Raw genomic sequence first — 16,442 nt, forward strand, 5'->3', positions numbered from 1 at the left:
GCACCAGCCTGTCCGGAAGTAGACAAGTGAATCGATTGAGGGTGGCTACAGCTATACCGGTTTAGCTACGGTCGGGACAACACGGAGGTGCGCTGATGCGGACGACTCGACGCGTATTCCTGATGGGCTTGGCGGCGGCGACCCTCGCGGGTTGCGGACTGTCCGGGACGAGCCAGGAGGGAGGTGCGGTCGGCGGCGAGGTCACGGGCGGGATCACCTTCCAGACGTGGGCGCTGAAACCCAAGTACACGGCGTACGTGGAGGGGGTCATAGCCGATTTCCAGCGGGAACACGCCGGAACGACGGTCAAGTGGATCGACCAGCCCGCCGACGGGTACCTCACCAAGGTACTGGCCGACGCGTCCGCGGGCTCCCTGCCGGACGTGGTCAACGTGCCGCCGGACCTGAGCTACCCGCTCGCCAAGGCGGGTCAACTGGTCGACCTGGACCAGGCCGCGGCGGACGCGAAGGCCGATTACCTCGACAACGCGTGGTCGGCCTACGCCATTCCGGGTAAAGCGGGCACGTACGGATTCCCGTGGTACCTGAACACCGGACCGGTGTTCTACAACAAAGCGCTGTTCACCGAGGCCGGGTTGAACCCGGACAAACCTCCGACGACGTTCGCCGAACTGGAGAGCGCCGCGCTGGCCATGGCGCAGAAGACCGACCGCAAGGTCGCGATGCTCGGCCAGACCCCGTCGATCGCGGACTTCGGGCTCTACGGCGTGGAGATGATGAACGCCGACGGCACGAAGTTCACCTTCAACTCGGCCAAGGGCGTCGAGCTGGTCGACAGCTACAAGCGCATGTACGACGGCGGCGGGCTGGTCGCGGAGGCGCTGACGCAGAACTACACCGGGTCCGGCGCGAAGTTCATGGCCCAGCAGACCGCGTTGACGCCCGGCTCGGCCTACGACCTCGGCAAGTTCAAGACCGACGCGCCCTCGCTGTACGCGAACATCGGCATCACCAAGCCGATCACGAACACCGGCAAGGCCAACATGTTCGTGCACGGCGTCTCGGTGCCGAACTCCAGCAAGAACAAGGCCACCGCGCTGGCGTTCGGCCGGTTCGTGACGAACGCGAAGAACCAGCTCGCGTTCGCCAAGATCGCGACCATCTTCCCGTCGACCCGCGACGGCATGAAGGACCCGTACTTCACCACCGAGGACGGGACGGACGAGGCCAGGGTGCGGGTCGCGGCGGCGAGGCAGCTCGGCGACTCGATCAACTACACGCCAGTGCAGTTCAGCCAGCAGATGCAGGACTCCCTGCGGCAGAACCTCGCGGACGCCATGCTCGGCAAGAAGTCCGCGAAGCAGGCGTTGGACGACACGGTCGCCGAATGCGATCGTCTGCTCGGGTGACCCGCTGGTACACCCCCTGGCTGTTCCTGCTGCCGGGACTGGCCGTCGTCGTCGCGTTCAGCCTCGCGCCGTTCGTGAACATGATCGTGCTGGCGTTCACCGACGCCACCGCGCTCGGCGGCGGCCGGTTCACCGGGCTCGCGAACTTCCAGCGGATGCTCGACGACCCGAAGTTCTGGCTGGCGCTGCGCAACAGCTCGCTCTACCTGGCGTGCATCGTGCCGCCCCTGGTGGTGTTGCCGCTGCTCATCGCGCTGCTGGTGCAGAAGAAGCTGCCGGGCATCACGTTCTTCCGCACGGCGTTCTTCACGCCGGTGATCGCGTCGGCGGTGGTCGTGGGGCTGATCTGGACGTGGCTGCTGGACAGCCAGGGGCTGGTGAACAACGTCCTGCGGGCGTTGGGGTGGATCAGCAGGCCGGTGCCGTTCCTGACCGACGAGTGGCTGCTGCTGTTCAGCGCGATGCTCGTGACGGTCTGGAAGGGCCTCGGCTACTACATGATCATCTACCTGGCGGCGCTGGGGAACGTGCCCAACGACCTGCACGAAGCTGCCCAGGTGGACGGCGCGGGGCCGGTCCGGCGGTTCTTCGCCGTCACGGTGCCCGCGCTGCGGCCGACGATGGTGCTGGTCGCGGCCCTGTCGGCGGTCAACGGGTTCCGGGTGTTCTCCGAGATCTACCTGCTGTCCGGCGGCTCCGGCGGGCCGGGCGGCGCGGACACGTCGCTGGTGATGCTGATCCAGCAGACCGGCACCGGCCTGACCGGCAACGTCGGCTACGCGTCCGCGCTGAGCCTGGTGCTGTTCGTGATCACGCTGGGGCTGCTGCTGGTCACGTTGCGGCTCAACCGGCGGGAGGAGGCACTGTGAAGCGGGTCGCGCGGTACGCGTTGCTGCTGCTCGTGCTGGCCATCACCATCGGGCCGTTCCTGTGGCAGCTCTCCACGTCGTTGAAGGGCGCGGGCGAGGACGTGTACGCGCCGGACTTCGTGCCGTCGCAGCCGACGTTCGCGAACTACGCGGGCGTGGCCGAGGCCGTCCCGGTGTGGACGTTCGCGCTGAACTCGTTGCTGGTGGCCGTGGTCAACGTGGTCGCGAACTGCGTCGGGGCGTCGATGGCCGGGTACGCGCTGGCCCGCCTGGAGTTCCGCGGCCGACGGCTGGCGGCGCTGGTGTTCGCCTCGGGCATCCTGGTGCCGTTCGAGGTCATCCTCATCTCCCTGTTCCTGGTGATGCGGTCGTTCGGGCTGACCGACACGCTCGCCGCGGTCGTGCTGCCCGGCGCGATCGGCGCGTTGAACGTCCTGCTGATGCGCAACGCCTTCCTGGCGCTGCAACGGGAGGTCGAGGAGGCGGCCGTCATCGACGGCGCGAACGCGTGGCAGCGGTTCTGGCGCATCGCCGTGCCGTCCGCGCGCGGCACGATCCTGGTGGTCGCGCTGTTCTCGTTCATGTTCAGCTGGGACGACTTCCTGTGGCCGCTGGTGGTGCTCAGCGACCCGGACAACTACACGCTGACCATCGGCCTCGCGTACCTCCAGGGCACGTTCTTCCAGAACCAGCGGCTGGTCGCGGCGGGCACGATCATCGCCGTCGCACCGCTGATCGTGTTGTTCATCAGCCTGCAGAAGCACTTCTTCCGCGGGGTCGGCGAAGGTGCCATCAAGGGCTAGAGAGGAACGCCTTGCTGCGATTCGGTGTCAACTACACCCCGTCCTCAGGATGGTTCCACCACTGGCTGGACTTCGACCTGGACGCCGTCCGGGCCGACTTCGCCGCGATAGCCGGGCTGGGCGTGGACCACGTGCGGGTGTTCCCGCTGTGGCCGGTGTTCCAGCCCAACCGCGGGCTCGTGCGGCCGCGGGCCGTGGAGCAGCTGGTGTCCGTGGTCGACGCGGCTCTCGAACACGGCCTCGACGTGCAGGTCGACGCCTTGCAGGGCCACCTGTCGAGCTTCGACTTCTACCCGTCGTGGGTGCAGACGTGGCACCGCCGCAACGTGTTCACCGACCCGGACGTGGTGTCCGGCCAGGTGTTCTACCTGCGGACGCTGCTGGAGGCGCTGCGGGACCGGCCGAACTTCCTCGGCATGACCCTGGGCAACGAGACCAACCTGCTGGTCGAGTCGAACCCGCTCACCCCGCGCGAGGCGTCCCGGTGGCTGGAGTCGCTGCTGGCGGTGTGCGACGAGACCGCTCCGGGGCTGCCGCACGTGCACTCGGAGTACGACGCCGTCTGGTACGAGGACGGGCACCCGTTCCAGCCGTCGCACGCGGCGGGGCTCGGCGCGATGACGACCGTGCACTCGTGGGTGTTCAACGGGACGGCGCAGCGGTACGGGCCGTTGAGCGTGGAGAGCACGCACCACGCCGAGTACCTCGTGGAACTGGCCAGGGCGTGGGGCACTCCAGGACGGCCGGTGTGGTTGCAGGAACTCGGGGCGGCCCAGCCGGAGATCAGCGCGGCGGACGCGCCGGAGTTCGCCGAACGGACCCTGGCCAACGTGCTGACCTGCGAGGACCTGTGGGGCGTCACGTGGTGGTGCTCGCACGACGTGGACCGGGCGTTGGTGGACTTCCCGGAGCGCGAGTACGACCTGGGGCTGCTGACGACGTCGGGCAAGGCGAAACCGCTGGGCGAGACCGTGGCGCGGATCGTGGCCCAGGCGCGGGAGACCCCACCTTCTCCGGTGGCGCGGACGGAGACGCTGAAATTGACTGGGGACCGGTCGACGTGGGGGCCGGGTGGCGCCTTCTTCGACGAGTGGATGGGCCTCGCACGGGACGGCGTGCGAGCGGCGATCGAAGTGGAGCGATAGGTGCACGACGAACGCGCGCTACTGGAAGAGCGGCTGAACCGGACCCTGCGCGAACGGATCCGGCCCGCGCTCTACAGCCACGCCACCCCGGTCGACCTGGCGGTGTGGCACGCGCCCGGCGAGCCGGTGTCGGTCGCCGAGGCACTGGCGGCTGAGTACGAACCCGCGCGGGTCGGGGACGCGTGGGGACCGCCGTGGAGCACCAGCTGGTTCCGGCTGTCGGCGCAGGTGCCGCCGGAGTGGGCGTCGTTGCAGGTGGAGGTCGTGGTGGACCTCGGGTTCACCCACCCCGGCCCCGGCTTCCAGGCGGAAGGCCTGGCGTACACCGCGGCGGGCGAGCCGGTGAAGGGCATCGAGCCGCGCAACACGCACCTGCCGGTGACCGGGTCGGAGGTCCTGTACTACCTGGAGGCGGCGGGCAACCCGACGATCCTGGACTTCGAGCCGTTCGCGCCGACCCCGTTGGGGGACAAGGCGACCGCGGGGACCGAGCCGCTGTACCGGATCCTGCGCGCGGACCTCGCGGTGTTCAACCCCGAGGTGTGGCACCTGATCACGGACCTCCAGGCGTTGCAGGGGTTGATGAACGAGCTGCCGTCGCACGAGCCTCGGCGGCACAAGATCCTGCACGCCGTGGACCGGTCGTTGGACCTGCTGGACTTCCAGGACGTGCCGGGCAGCGCGGGCAGCGCCCGGTCGGCGCTGGTGGACGTGCTGTCGCGGCGGGCGAACGCGAGCGCGCACCGGGTGTCGGCCGTGGGGCACGCGCACATCGACTCGGCGTGGCTGTGGCCGCTGCGGGAGACCGTGCGCAAGTGCGCGCGGACGTTCAGCAACGTGACGGCGCTGATGGACGAGTACCCGGAGTTCGTGTTCGCCTGCTCGCAGGCGCAGCAGTACGCGTGGATGAAGGAGCACCACCCGGCGGTGTTCGAGCGGATCTCCGCTCGCGTGGCGCGCGGCCAGTTCATCCCGGTCGGCGGCATGTGGGTCGAGTCGGACACGAACATGCCCGGCGGCGAGGCGATGGCCCGGCAACTGGTGCACGGCAAGAGGTTCTTCCTCGCCGAGTTCGGCGTGGAGACCGAGGAGGTGTGGCTGCCCGACTCGTTCGGCTACAGCGCCGCGCTCCCCCAGCTGATCAAGCTGTCGGGGTCTCGCTGGTTCCTGACGCAGAAGCTGTCGTGGAACCAGATCAACCGGTTCCCGCACCACACGTTCTGGTGGGAGGGCATCGACGGGAGTCGGGTGTTCACCCACTTCCCGCCCGTGGACACGTACAACTCGTCGCTGTCCGGCGAGGAACTGGCCCGTGCCAGCAGGCAGTTCGCCGAGCACGCCGTGGCGACGCGATCGCTGGTGCCGTTCGGGTACGGCGACGGCGGCGGCGGGCCGACGCGGGAGATGCTGGAGACGGCCAAGCGCGTGGCGGACCTCGAAGGCTCGCCGACCGTGACGATCGAGACGCCCGCCGCGTTCTTCCAGGGGGCGCAGGACGAGTACCCGAACGCGCCCGTGTGGGCCGGCGAGCTGTACCTGGAGAAGCACCGGGCCACGTACACGACCCAGGCGCGGACCAAGCAGGGCAACCGGCGCAGCGAACACCTGCTGCGCGAGGCCGAGCTGTGGGCGACGGCGGCCTTCGTCGACTCCGCGGTCCCCTACCCGTACGACGACCTCGACCGGCTGTGGAAAACCGTGCTGCTGCACCAGTTCCACGACATCCTGCCGGGCAGCTCGATCGCGTGGGTGCACCGCGAGGCGGAGGCGACCTACGCGCGGGTGGCGGTCGAACTGGGCGAGATCATCGACGGGTCGGTCGCCGCGCTGGCGGGATCCGGGTCGACGCCGCTGGTGTTCGACGCCCTGACGGCAAGCGCCCGCGCGGTGCCCGTGCCGCGGCCCGTCACCCCGGTCGACGGCGTGCTGGACAACGGGTTCCTGCGCGTCACCGTGTCCCCCAACGGGTTGCTGACGTCGGTGTACGACCTGGTGGCGTCCCGCGAGGTCCTGCCGCCCGGCGCGGTCGCCAACCTGCCGCAGCTGCACGCGGACACGCCGAACCAGTGGGACGCGTGGGACATCGACCCCTTCTACCGCAACAACCGCGTCGACCTCACCGACGGCGAGGTGACGGCGTTGACCGACGGTCTGCTGGTGCGGCGGGCGTTCGGCAAGTCGACGATCACCCAGACCATCCGCCTGCTGGAAGGCGCGCGGCAGGTGGACATCGACACCGAGGTGGAGTGGCACGAGGTCGAGAAGCTGCTGAAACTGGCGTTCCCGCTGGACGTGCGGGCCGAGGTGTCGACGGCCGAGACCCAGTTCGGCCACCTGCACCGCCCGATCCACGTCAACACCTCGTGGGAGGCGGCCAAGTTCGAGATCTGCGCGCACCGGTGGCTGCACGTCGGCGAACCGGGCTACGGCGTGGCGCTGGCGAACGACTCGACCTACGGCCACGACGTGACCCGCACGACCCGTGACGACGGCGGCACCACGACCACCGTCAGGCTCTCCCTGCTCCGCGCCCCGAGGTTCCCCGACCCCCAGACCGACCAGGGCACGCACCGCTTCCGCCACGCGCTCGTGGTCGGCGCGGGCATCCCCGAGGCGGTCGCCGCGGGCTACCGGATCAACCTCCCGCACCGCGAGGTCCACGGCCTCCAGGAGGTGCCGCCACTGGTGTCCGTGGACAACCCCGCGGTCGTGGTCGAGGCGGTCAAACTGGCCGACGACCGCTCAGGTGACGTGGTAGTCCGACTCTACGAATCCCTGGGCGGCCGAGCCCGAGCCACCCTCAACACCTCGTTCCCGGTGGCACACGTGGTGGAAACCGACCTGCTCGAACGCCCCCTGACAGACGCGTCCACCGACCTAGAACTACGCCCGTTCCAGGTCCTCACCCTGCGCCTGACCCGATAGCCCCTTACCCCGTGGACGCGGATCCCTTACCCCTCCGGGTGCGGGATCCGCGTCACCGAACCACGTGACCCTCCGATGCGACCCGGCCCTCCTCAGCACGACCGTGGACACCACACCACCAGAGGAGATGGGTCACATGGAGTGGACACCCGAGTCGCTCAAGGCAGAGGTCGAGTACCGCCAGTGCGCCCTGCGCACCGACGCCCGCCAGTCCAGGCTGCTGCGCAAACCCACCAGACCGTGGTGGCAGCGCCTGCTCCACCCGTAAGACGAAAAACGCCCCTGACCACCGTCATGGCTGGTCAGGGGCAACCGTCGGGGCGACAGGATTTGAACCTGCGACCCCCCGCTCCCAAAGCGGGTGCGCTACCAAGCTGCGCCACGCCCCGGTCACCCGTAGCTTAGCGCGACACGCTAAGCTATTTCCGCGCCCTCCCCCAGAGGGCGAACGCGGGTGTAGCTCAATGGTAGAGCCCCAGCCTTCCAAGCTGGTCATGCCGGTTCGATCCCGGTCACCCGCTCTTAGCTTGTCTTAGCAGGTCAGAAGGGGTGTCTCCCGATCTTGGGAGGCACCCCTTCCGCCGTCTTCAGACCCGCCGTGCGATTAACGTGCGATTAGCCACCTGCGTCTTCTCCGTCCGAGGCTTCCTGGCGTGCCCCTTCGCCGTCCCTGGCAGCCTGGACCCGAGCACTCAGCGAGTCGGCTATCTCCTGGTCACGCTCGCTTGTGGCGTGCTGGTAGATCAGCGCCGCCCTCATGCTGCCGTGCCCCATCCGGTGCATCAGCTCACGAGTACTCGCCCCGGAAGCCGCCGCCAGGTTGTTGCCCGTGTGCCGCAGGTCGTGGAAGTGGAAGCCCTTGGGCAACTCAACCTTGGCCACGGTCACGATCCACTTCACCGACTTGTGCCAGTTCCCCCGCTTCAGAGGTGCGCCCTTCTCCCCCGTGAAGATCAACGCTTCGGTCCCGGACAGCACGAACGCCATCAGGTGACGTCGAAAGTCGGGCACGATGATCGAGGGCATGGCCACGGTGCGGAACCCGGCAGCGGACTTGGTCGGCCCTTCCACGAGCTGCCCGGAATTGAGCTGCGCCAGCCGACGAGGCACCCGCACCGTGCCGGCGTCCAGGTCGACGTCACACCGCCGCAGCGCGATCAGCTCACCCCAGCGCAGCCCCGTGAACGCCGCCGCAAGGATGAACACCCGGAACCGTGGCGCGACAGCGTCCGAGAGGGCGAAAACCTGCTTCACGGTCGCGATCGGCCGTTCCGGAGCCTTCTCCTGGTCAGCACCCTTGATCCGGCACGGGTTGCGCTTGATCCGGTTGTCGTCGAACGCCGTGTTCAAAATCGCCCGAAGCAGCCGGTAGGCCTTTGCTGAAGTGCTGTCGGACCGCCCGTTGTCGAGCAGGTGACGCCGCCAGGACCGCACGGTCTCCGTGGAGATGTCTCCCAGCGCCTTGCCACCAAGGAAGGGATCAAGGTGGTTGCGGAACAGTCGCGCGTACTCCTCCCGCGTCCGGACGCCGAGCTGCCTTTCCTTGATCCACCGGATACCGAAATCGGCCAAGGTGATCTTGCCCATCATCGGGTCGATCCACTCACCACGGAGCAGATCAGCCTCCACAGTGGACAACCAGGCAGCCGCATCCGCTTTGGTGGCAAAGGTTTCCGGAGCATTGCGCCGCAAGCCATCCGGACCGAGGTAGCTGGCCTGGTACCGCCCGGACGGAAGCTTGCGGATGAACCCGAACTGACGGTGGTTCTTCTTGTTCGCCATCAGGCAGCCTTCCAACGTGTGACGGGCTCAACGCGGCCCGAATTGATGAACTGGTCAACATCGATCCGCTTCAGCCGGACGTGCCGCCCGAGGTGATGGAAAGCGATCCGCCGTTCCGCGATCAGACGCCGGACGAAGCGGACCGTGGTGTTCATGTACTCCGCCGCTTCCGGCACCGTGAAGTGCTCTTTCATGACACATCCCCCCTGTTCAGGCTGCTGCGGACGGAGTTGCTGAAACATCGGGCGCGGGTCGCGGCAGGACCGCTAGGACTTCCTGCGCCCGCGCGTATTCGGCCTTCCACGTGAGCCGTTGCGAGATCATTTGCATGAGCAGCTCGACCCGACTGGGGACGTGCGGGTCACCGGCCTGGACGGGTCCCCAGCGCAGTCGTGTGCGGTCCGGTTCGGGCTTGGACATTCCCGCGGCTTCCAGTGCTTCGCGGACGAACGCGGCCCGGTCCTGCTTGTGCTCGGCCAGGGTCTTGCCTGACCACCGCCGTGACACCAGCACCCGCCGACCGGGCAGGCCCAACGTGTCGCGACGGTGGGCCTTTCCCTTGCAGTGCCCCGGAGTCATCCGGGAGGTGACCTTGCGCGGCTGGACCCCGTAGAGCAGCCAGACCGCGCACCGTTCCGAGCACGGGGTAACGGCGAGTTCGGCCGCCAAGCGGTCGGCGTGGTCGGCCTGGCGAGGAGAGGCGTCGGTGTCGACGACTTCGGCGATGGACTTGGTCAGGTATTTCGTGAGGTAGCCGATGTGCCGTCCGGCTTCCTCGGTACCGCCCAAGATCCCTTTTGAGTGCACTTGGCGGCCGAACTCGACCACGTGTGCCGGTTCGTCTAGGGCGGCTACCGCGTCCTCCCATGTCGTCAGGGGTGCGTTGGTGTCGGGGTCGACGAACTGGGAGATCCGCGAGTCCCACACCGGCCGCTTCTCACCCGCGTACGTGATCTCGTCATGGGCGGGCCACCACACCTGGAGGTAGGTGGCGGCCGTGACCGCCTGGACGACCTTGTGCGGGATCGAGCCCCGAACGGCGAAGTGCGCGTGCGGGGTGATCCGCTTCTGCGGCTCCACGGTCCCGAAGTACTGCGCGTCGAAGCCCACGACCCGCCGCAGGTTCTGCCACCACCGGTCCACCAGTGACGCGAAGTGCACCGCGTCCCGAGCCGCCCGCCGGTAGTCATAGGTGCTCGGATCGACCGGGGTCGAGTCCGCGCGGACCTTGCCGTAGGTGTCGAGCGTGAGCGTGATGAAGGTCGACGGCCGGTACTTGCCCGCGAACTCCCGGCCAACCGTGCGCTTGTCGACCTTGCGCCGAGGCAGGTTCGGCGAGTCCTGCCGACGCTTGGTCGACCGATTCGCGGTGGACTTGGCCGGACGTTCGACGGCCGGGAGGTTGCCTCGCACGCCCTCGGTACGCAGGTCCGCGTCAGCGTCCCGGATGCCGTCGCGGAGGTCTTCCAGGAGCACCGGATCACCCCCGGCCTGTGCCTGGCGGTACTCGGTCGTCAGATCAGCCCGCACGGTCGCCACAGCGATCTGCGCATCGTTGGGCATCTCGCGTTCGGCCACCGGTTCAGCGTCGAGGTGCCAGCCTTCCCGACACTGCGCCATCCGAGACTTCCGGTTCCGATCCGCACACGCGGGGCACTTGGTCGCCTGCGTGGAGTTGCACCGCACGGCGACGATCCGGACCGCGTACGTGTCGAGGTCGACCACTTCCCGCATCACCGGCCGGGTACACACGCCGTGTGCCTCAGCGGCGGCCTTGACCACGTCCAGCGACAGCGGCAGCCGTGCCCGCTCAGCCGACGTCATCCCCGCGATATCGAGCGGGACGGCCGGAATCACAGTGATACCAACGTCTTCTATGTCCACAGTGGAGTCATTCACGCTGCTACACCTCCGCTCGTGTTGCCACCATCGGGACGGGACGGGAACGCGTGCACGGTCGCGTCCGGGGTCGAGAAGAACAGCGACAGCTCCACCAGATCGGAGTCGGTGACGTGGAAGGCCCGAGCCCGCTCCGGTGCGCCCTTGCCATCGGTCTTCACCCACGCCACGCCGGGGGTGTTCTCACTGATCTCATGAGCCGCAGCGCCCTTCTGCCGCACACCCTCGCCAAGAACCATGTCCACCTGCTGTGGCTCATCCAGCCGCAGCGCCACACGCGTCCCGAACAGGTGCCGGAACGCCACCACTTCCTTGCGCGGGTCCTGCACCAAGCCGAGGACCGCATAGCCGGGTGCACGCCCCTGCGAAGTGATCGTTTGCAGCGCCCGCACTGCCCGCTCTCGCAGGTTCTTGTCCGGCTGGTAAGCGACCAGGTCGGCCAGTTCGTCGATCACGATCAACGTGAACGGCTCACCGACGCCCCGAGCCCACAACCGCCGCACACCCCGATACCGCGCCGCCCGTTCCTTGACCTCACCGGCCAGGACTTCCAGCAGCTCGACCGCCTCCAGGCCGTTGTCGAAAACCAGGCGTTCGAACGCGTCCGGGCACTGGCCCAGCTCCATCCCACCTTTGGGATCGATGCCCACCAAGCGCACAACACCGGCCTTCACCGCAGGCGCCAACGCCCACACGATCGACCACAACAGCGACCCCTTACCGGCACCCTGCACCCCGACCCCAAGCAGCTGATTGCCCAGCAGCCGCAGCGACCACCGCTTGCCGGTCTCCGTGACGCCGACCTGGACTTTCTTGAGGTCAACCGCGGACTGACCCCCTCTGACCAGCGCGGGAACGCCAATCGGTCGTGCCAGCGGGTCGGAGTGCACGAAGTCCAGCTCCACCACGCGGGGCTTGAGCACCCGGACCCGACACGACTGGGCACCGAAGGCGTGGGCCAGGCCGTCACGGCGCAGCTCCCACACGTCCGGCGACTGGGCAGGGATCATCCGCACCCGAACCCGGTCCCACCACCCCTCCGAGCGCACACGACGCAGACGGGGTCGATGTTCCTTGCCGCGACTGGACTTCGTCAGATCCGCCAGCCGCACAGTGGTCCGCCATCGAGGCACATAGACCGTCGCCCGACGCCACTCCGTCAGCAGCCGGAACCAGCAGTGCCGCAGGAACGACGGCAGGTCGATCCCCGCCCACAACACCAGAGCGGCGACCAGCGCCAGCAGCGCCAGGACCAGCGGCGAGAGCCCGAACCGGCCGTAGAACCACAGCGCCGACAACGGCACCAGCGTGACCACCGGGTAGCGAACGACAACGAGCACCAGGCGCACGAGCACCCAGGCCGCGAGGAACGCCAGCATGAACGGCAACGCGATCCACTTGACCCGACCAGGCAGCAACGTCCACCACGGCACACGCGGCCGGTAGCCCTCGAACGGAGCCGGATCAACCCAACGGTTGCCGTTCATCAGGCATCACCGTCCAAGCAGGCCACGCACCGGAACACGCTGCCCGCCGAGGGAATGTGTCCGACCGGCCGGAAAGCTCCGGAACCCGTGGAGCACCGAGCCCGACAGCTCACGCACTCATAGCCCTCAGCCTGTGCCGCCGACAGCTCGACCGTCACCAGTTCGCCGCCGTCGAGCATCACCACGTAGGTGCTCACGGTCTGCTTGGCGGCGATCATCGATTCCCACGCCGCACGCTTCCACTCGGAAGTGCCAACGCGCGGACTTGACGTGCCACCCCCACCACTGACTACGCTTGACATGACGCGAACTCCCTTGTGTCCCAACGAATGCACGGTTGTTCGAGTCGACGAAGTCGCCGGGGAACAGTCAGGCCCGCCAAGACTTGGACTGTTCCCCCGCGACGACGTCAACGAGTTGTGTTCAGTTGTCGATCACGTTCAACTCAGGCGCGCTGCTCCTCGTAGGCCTTGCAGTACGGGCACAGCGAGCGGTATGTCGATCCGCATCCAGCCGCCGTCCGAGCACCACGAGCAGCGCAGCCACGTCACGCGAACCCGCCCGCTGTCCGGGTCCACCGCCGAACGTCCGTTCCTCCATTTCCAGCGAGCCACGCAGGCACGTAACCTCACTGGCACCACCTCCACTCACGTGGGTTGTGGGAGGTCCGGAGCGGGCGAGGCCCTCACGAAGTCACTCCCGCCCCGGACCGGCTTCATATCGACACGGCCTCCGAACTGGCCATTTCGACCGGCCCACCGGGCAAGCAGCCATCCGGAAGACCAGCGAACAAGGCCAGGCCGTCCATCCGCCGCAGGTACGCGGACACGGTCACCGCGCCGTCCGGGTTGCAGGCCCGCCGATGGGCTTCCCCGACCTCCGCCAACAGGTCGAGCATGTCCACCTCAAGCGCCTCGCAGAGTGCGGCCAAACTCTCCGCAGACGGTCCCCGAAACCCCTTCTCCACCTTGCAAACCAGGGCCGTGGACACACCAGACCGCCGCACCAGTTCCGTGCCCCGAAAGCCGCGCTGCTTGCGAAGTTCCCGCAGATGCGCACCGAGCACTTGCTGGTAGACGGCGCGTTGCGGACTGACGCTGGGCCGGATCACTGCCCGACCTCCGGACCGAATCCGCCCGCGCCGGACTGGCTGAACCAGCGCGTCAGCGTGCCTTGCGTCGGACCATCACCGTTAGCCCGCATCTCGCGAGTGGGCAGCGTCGGGTCCAGCGCCACCGCCAGCAGCGCCGTTTCCCTGGACAGCGCGGACATGAACACCGCCAAGTCGCGTGACCCGTCCGGACCAGCCGCAGCCGTGATCACCATGACGCCCGGATCAAGCTTGAGCCGCAACGCGTAGCTACCCGTGTCCGGATCACTGGCGATCTCGGCACGCGCCATCGGACCCAATTCGAACTTCGCCTTGAGGAACATCCCTGCCCCCTCAGGCCGCGTTCTGCGCGGGCTTGGACTCGGCCTTGACGCCACGGTTCGGAGCCAGCGCCGAGACCATGTCGTCGGCCCAGATCGTGTAGTTGACCCAGCCGTCCCGCACGTACGGCGTGACCTTCAAGCCGCGGAACGCCGCCGGCCGAAACGGCGTACCAGCCAACGTCTCCGGTGGAACCGGCTGGACAGCCGCAGCCATCTTCACGACCTGCCCTGTGTTCTTCCCCTTCGCCGACGGGTCGGTCCCCTGCACCGCCCACACCGGCAGCCCGGTGATCTTGCAAACGGCGGGCTTGCTCTTACCGCCCTCAGCCCAGTCCACCGCCCGATCCACGCTCATGACGAAGAACCCCTCGGGGAACAACTCGTCGAACGTGATCGGGAACCTGTGACCACCTGGGATAGCCATCCTGTGCACCTTCCGTTGATCTTCCGCTGCTCCCGCGTGGAGCCTGCCCACTCGGGCCATGTCATACATATTAACTATATGAGTTGTACTTGTGTTCCCAGTTTGCTTGCCCCGATCGGGTGACATCTATGTCTCAGACAGCTCTGTCGGTACAGTCACCGCATGAGCACCGACGCCGCAGACGCGCGTCCCGCGTACCAACGAGTCGCCGATGAGCTGCGCCACGCCATCGCCTCAGGCAAGTACGCGCCCGGCGACCAGCTCCCCACGTTGGCCGAGCTGGCCGAGCAACACGGCATCGCCGTCATGACCGTCCGCGAGTCGATCAAGATCCTCGTGACCGAAGGCCTGGTCGTGTCCCGACAGGGCAAGGGCGTCTTCGTGCTCCGCACCCCCACCGCCGAGGAGTCACCGGCGACCGGTGCCGAGATCCTCACGACGCTCCACAACCTGGAGAAGACGGTCCAGCACCTGGCCGACCGTCTGTCCGCTGTCGAGGCCCAGCTAGACGCGTCTCCACCACGTCCAGCCGAGCAGTCATGTCGTCCAAGCGTTCCGCGATGCGCGCCACCGCCGACCGGACCTCACGCCACTCGTCAGCGGTGAGCCGAGGCACGGCGTCCACCTGTTCCTTGCGCGTCATCGCTTCCCCTCCAGTGTCGATCACCCCCGCCGGTCGGTCAGTTCCGTTCGTCGGAACCTCCCGCGGACAGACCCACCGGAGCAGGCAGACAAGCCCGACACCGTTCAGCGAACCGCGCGGCGACGTCCGCCAGGCCCTCAGCCAACTGCGCGGCCAGCTCGACACTGCCCGGCTCCCCGTCCACCTGGACGACGAACAGCCCACCGCCGAACTCCACGACGAGCTGCGGACGCCCCGCCTCATCCACGGCAACCCGAGCCGCGTCCCCGAACCTCGGACGAACCACCACGTTCATGACCTTGACCCCTCCCTGCGCGCGGACAGGGTGAACCACCCTGCACCTCGAACTATCGGCGCTAGGGTGGCCAGGGAGTACGAAATGCGCGATGCGCGCATGACATGCGCATAAGCGCAGATGGGGGACGGCGGGTGGAGACGTTCGGCGACGCACTCAAGCGGCTACGCGTGGCAGCACGCCTCAGCCAAGCCGACCTAGCCAAGGCAGCAGCCTGGAGCCAAAGCCAAGTCAGCCGCGCGGAGACCAACCGGTTTACACCCGATGAAGCCACCGTCACACGCCTGGACTTGCTCTTGCAGGCACAAGGCAGCCTGATCAAGGCTCACACGATGGGCACTTCGGGTGCAAACGGCGGCAAGGCGACGGACGTCAACACGCCGTGGGCGATCAGCGACATCGTGCGCCAGATCCACCGCACCGACATCGGCAGCGAGACGATCGACCAGCTCCACGTCATCACCGAGGAACTGTGCTGCGAGTACGCCTGGCGCAACGCCGCAGACCTCCGCAGGGACGCACAGTTGCAGCTTGAGTACGTCGGCCAACTGCTGAACGGCCCCAGCACCCTGCGTGAACACCGCGAACTGATGGTCATCGCGGGATGGTTGACACTGCTCATCGGCTGCGTTGACTACGACCTCGGCTTGCCACGCCACGCGGAGAGCGCCAGGACAGCGGCTTACCAACTCGGCAAGGAGGCTGGCCACGGCGAGATCGTGGCGTGGTCGTTCGAGATGAGCGCATGGTTCGCCCTCACTCAAGGCCGCCTGCGTTCAGTCGCGGAGTACACCGAAGCTGGGACCAAGGCAGCGCCGAACGCGTCCGTCGCGGTGCAACTCGCCGCGCAGACTGCAAAAGCTCACGCCAGGATGGGGAATCGTGCTGAGGTTCAACGGATTCTCGACGAGGGCTACCGCACACTAGGACAGCATGAAAATCCATTGCGCCCAGAGAACCACTTTGTGATTGACCCGACGAAGTGGGACTTCTACGCGATGGACTGCTACCGACTGATTGGCGAAAATAACCAAGCAGCAGAGCACGCTCAAGCAGTCCTGAAGCTTTCACGCAAAGCAGATGGAAGTGAACGAAGTCCAATGAGGGCAAGCGAAGCCCGGCTCACTCTAGCAGTGACTTCCTTACAATCCGGCGACATCGAAGCCGCAGCAAGTTGGGCACATCAGGCATTCAATGCGGACAGAAAATCAGTCACGCATTTGGAAATGCTTGCTGACGAGTTGACTGAAAATCTGCAAAACTTGACACGCAATGACCCTGCAGGCAAGTCACTTAAAGATGAACTTGCCATATTTCGCACATCACCCCCAAATCACTGAGGAGAAATACGGATAGCACGAAATCT

17 protein-coding genes and 2 tRNA genes are annotated in these 16,442 nt (G+C 67.2%); 9 read left to right on the plus strand and 10 right to left on the minus strand.

Annotated features, from left to right (window positions below; genetic code table 11):
* The first annotated feature begins 95 nt into the window (after positions 1 to 95).
* The 6 genes from ACFWW9_RS19515 (at position 96) to ACFWW9_RS19540 (ending at position 7,380) form a co-directional block, all read left to right on the plus strand.
* Positions 96 to 1,370, plus strand: coding sequence for an ABC transporter substrate-binding protein (locus ACFWW9_RS19515; RefSeq protein ID WP_390379337.1), 1,275 nt, complete (start codon positions 96 to 98; stop codon positions 1,368 to 1,370).
* Positions 1,349 to 2,239, plus strand: a complete 891-nt coding sequence (locus tag ACFWW9_RS19520) for a carbohydrate ABC transporter permease (protein ID WP_390379340.1) — start codon at positions 1,349 to 1,351, stop codon at positions 2,237 to 2,239. Before ACFWW9_RS19515 ends, ACFWW9_RS19520 begins: the two co-directional genes overlap by 22 nt.
* Positions 2,236 to 3,042, plus strand: coding sequence for a carbohydrate ABC transporter permease (locus ACFWW9_RS19525; protein WP_390379343.1), 807 nt, complete (start codon positions 2,236 to 2,238; stop codon positions 3,040 to 3,042). The genes ACFWW9_RS19520 and ACFWW9_RS19525 overlap by 4 nt, the downstream gene beginning before the upstream one ends.
* Before the next feature lie 11 nt (positions 3,043 to 3,053).
* Positions 3,054 to 4,187: a glycosyl hydrolase gene (locus ACFWW9_RS19530; RefSeq protein WP_390379346.1), complete on the plus strand. Its 1,134-nt coding sequence runs from the start codon at positions 3,054 to 3,056 to the stop codon at positions 4,185 to 4,187.
* Positions 4,188 to 7,112, plus strand: a complete 2,925-nt coding sequence (locus tag ACFWW9_RS19535) for an alpha-mannosidase (protein ID WP_390379349.1) — start codon at positions 4,188 to 4,190, stop codon at positions 7,110 to 7,112.
* 136 nt (positions 7,113 to 7,248) lie between these two features.
* A complete protein-coding gene (locus ACFWW9_RS19540; protein WP_390379351.1) occupies positions 7,249 to 7,380 on the plus strand; it encodes a hypothetical protein in 132 nt (43 codons plus the stop codon).
* Between the two features lie 47 nt (positions 7,381 to 7,427).
* Here the strand turns inward: ACFWW9_RS19540 and ACFWW9_RS19545 are convergent.
* A tRNA-Pro gene (locus tag ACFWW9_RS19545) sits at positions 7,428 to 7,501 on the minus strand.
* Positions 7,502 to 7,562: 61 nt separating this feature from the next.
* Here ACFWW9_RS19545 and ACFWW9_RS19550 point away from each other — a divergent pair.
* A tRNA-Gly gene (locus ACFWW9_RS19550) sits at positions 7,563 to 7,633 on the plus strand.
* Between the two features lie 94 nt (positions 7,634 to 7,727).
* Here ACFWW9_RS19550 and ACFWW9_RS19555 read toward each other — a convergent pair.
* From ACFWW9_RS19555 to ACFWW9_RS19590, 8 genes are all read right to left on the minus strand, one after another.
* Positions 7,728 to 8,894 carry a tyrosine-type recombinase/integrase gene (locus tag ACFWW9_RS19555; RefSeq protein ID WP_390379354.1) on the minus strand — a complete coding sequence of 389 codons (1,167 nt, stop codon included), beginning with the start codon at positions 8,892 to 8,894 and terminating at the stop codon, positions 7,728 to 7,730.
* Positions 8,894 to 9,088, minus strand: coding sequence for an excisionase family DNA-binding protein (locus tag ACFWW9_RS19560; protein WP_390379357.1), 195 nt, complete (start codon positions 9,086 to 9,088; stop codon positions 8,894 to 8,896). Before ACFWW9_RS19560 ends, ACFWW9_RS19555 begins: the two co-directional genes overlap by 1 nt.
* 16 nt (positions 9,089 to 9,104) lie before the next feature.
* A complete protein-coding gene (locus ACFWW9_RS19565; RefSeq protein WP_390379360.1) occupies positions 9,105 to 10,718 on the minus strand; it encodes a replication initiator in 1,614 nt (537 codons plus the stop codon).
* A 71-nt stretch (positions 10,719 to 10,789) separates the two neighbouring features.
* Complete coding sequence (locus tag ACFWW9_RS19570) at positions 10,790 to 12,280, minus strand: FtsK/SpoIIIE domain-containing protein (protein WP_390379363.1); 1,491 nt, start codon at positions 12,278 to 12,280, stop codon at positions 10,790 to 10,792.
* Positions 12,280 to 12,498, minus strand: a complete 219-nt coding sequence (locus ACFWW9_RS19575) for a hypothetical protein (protein ID WP_390379366.1) — start codon at positions 12,496 to 12,498, stop codon at positions 12,280 to 12,282. Before ACFWW9_RS19575 ends, ACFWW9_RS19570 begins: the two co-directional genes overlap by 1 nt.
* Positions 12,499 to 12,995: 497 nt before the next feature.
* Positions 12,996 to 13,391, minus strand: a complete 396-nt coding sequence (locus ACFWW9_RS19580) for a helix-turn-helix domain-containing protein (RefSeq protein ID WP_390379369.1) — start codon at positions 13,389 to 13,391, stop codon at positions 12,996 to 12,998.
* Positions 13,388 to 13,714: a hypothetical protein gene (locus ACFWW9_RS19585; protein WP_390379372.1), complete on the minus strand. Its 327-nt coding sequence runs from the start codon at positions 13,712 to 13,714 to the stop codon at positions 13,388 to 13,390. The genes ACFWW9_RS19580 and ACFWW9_RS19585 overlap by 4 nt, the downstream gene beginning before the upstream one ends.
* A gap of 10 nt (positions 13,715 to 13,724) precedes the next feature.
* Positions 13,725 to 14,138 (minus strand): hypothetical protein, encoded by a 414-nt coding sequence (locus ACFWW9_RS19590; protein WP_390379375.1) that lies wholly within the window; start codon positions 14,136 to 14,138, stop codon positions 13,725 to 13,727.
* A 162-nt stretch (positions 14,139 to 14,300) separates the two neighbouring features.
* On the opposite strand from ACFWW9_RS19590, the gene ACFWW9_RS19595 reads away from it, so the two are divergent.
* Complete coding sequence (locus tag ACFWW9_RS19595; RefSeq protein ID WP_390379377.1) at positions 14,301 to 14,744, plus strand: GntR family transcriptional regulator; 444 nt, start codon at positions 14,301 to 14,303, stop codon at positions 14,742 to 14,744.
* A 74-nt stretch (positions 14,745 to 14,818) separates the two neighbouring features.
* Here ACFWW9_RS19595 and ACFWW9_RS19600 read toward each other — a convergent pair whose 3' ends face one another.
* A complete protein-coding gene (locus ACFWW9_RS19600; RefSeq protein ID WP_390379380.1) occupies positions 14,819 to 15,076 on the minus strand; it encodes a hypothetical protein in 258 nt (85 codons plus the stop codon).
* Between the two features lie 134 nt (positions 15,077 to 15,210).
* On the opposite strand from ACFWW9_RS19600, the gene ACFWW9_RS19605 reads away from it, so the two are divergent.
* Positions 15,211 to 16,416 (plus strand): helix-turn-helix domain-containing protein, encoded by a 1,206-nt coding sequence (locus tag ACFWW9_RS19605; RefSeq protein WP_390379383.1) that lies wholly within the window; start codon positions 15,211 to 15,213, stop codon positions 16,414 to 16,416.
* Positions 16,417 to 16,442: the final 26 nt, after the last annotated feature.

The sequence above is a fragment of the Umezawaea sp. NPDC059074 genome (assembly GCF_042738955.1).
Taxonomy (GTDB): Bacteria; Actinomycetota; Actinomycetes; order Mycobacteriales; family Pseudonocardiaceae; genus Umezawaea.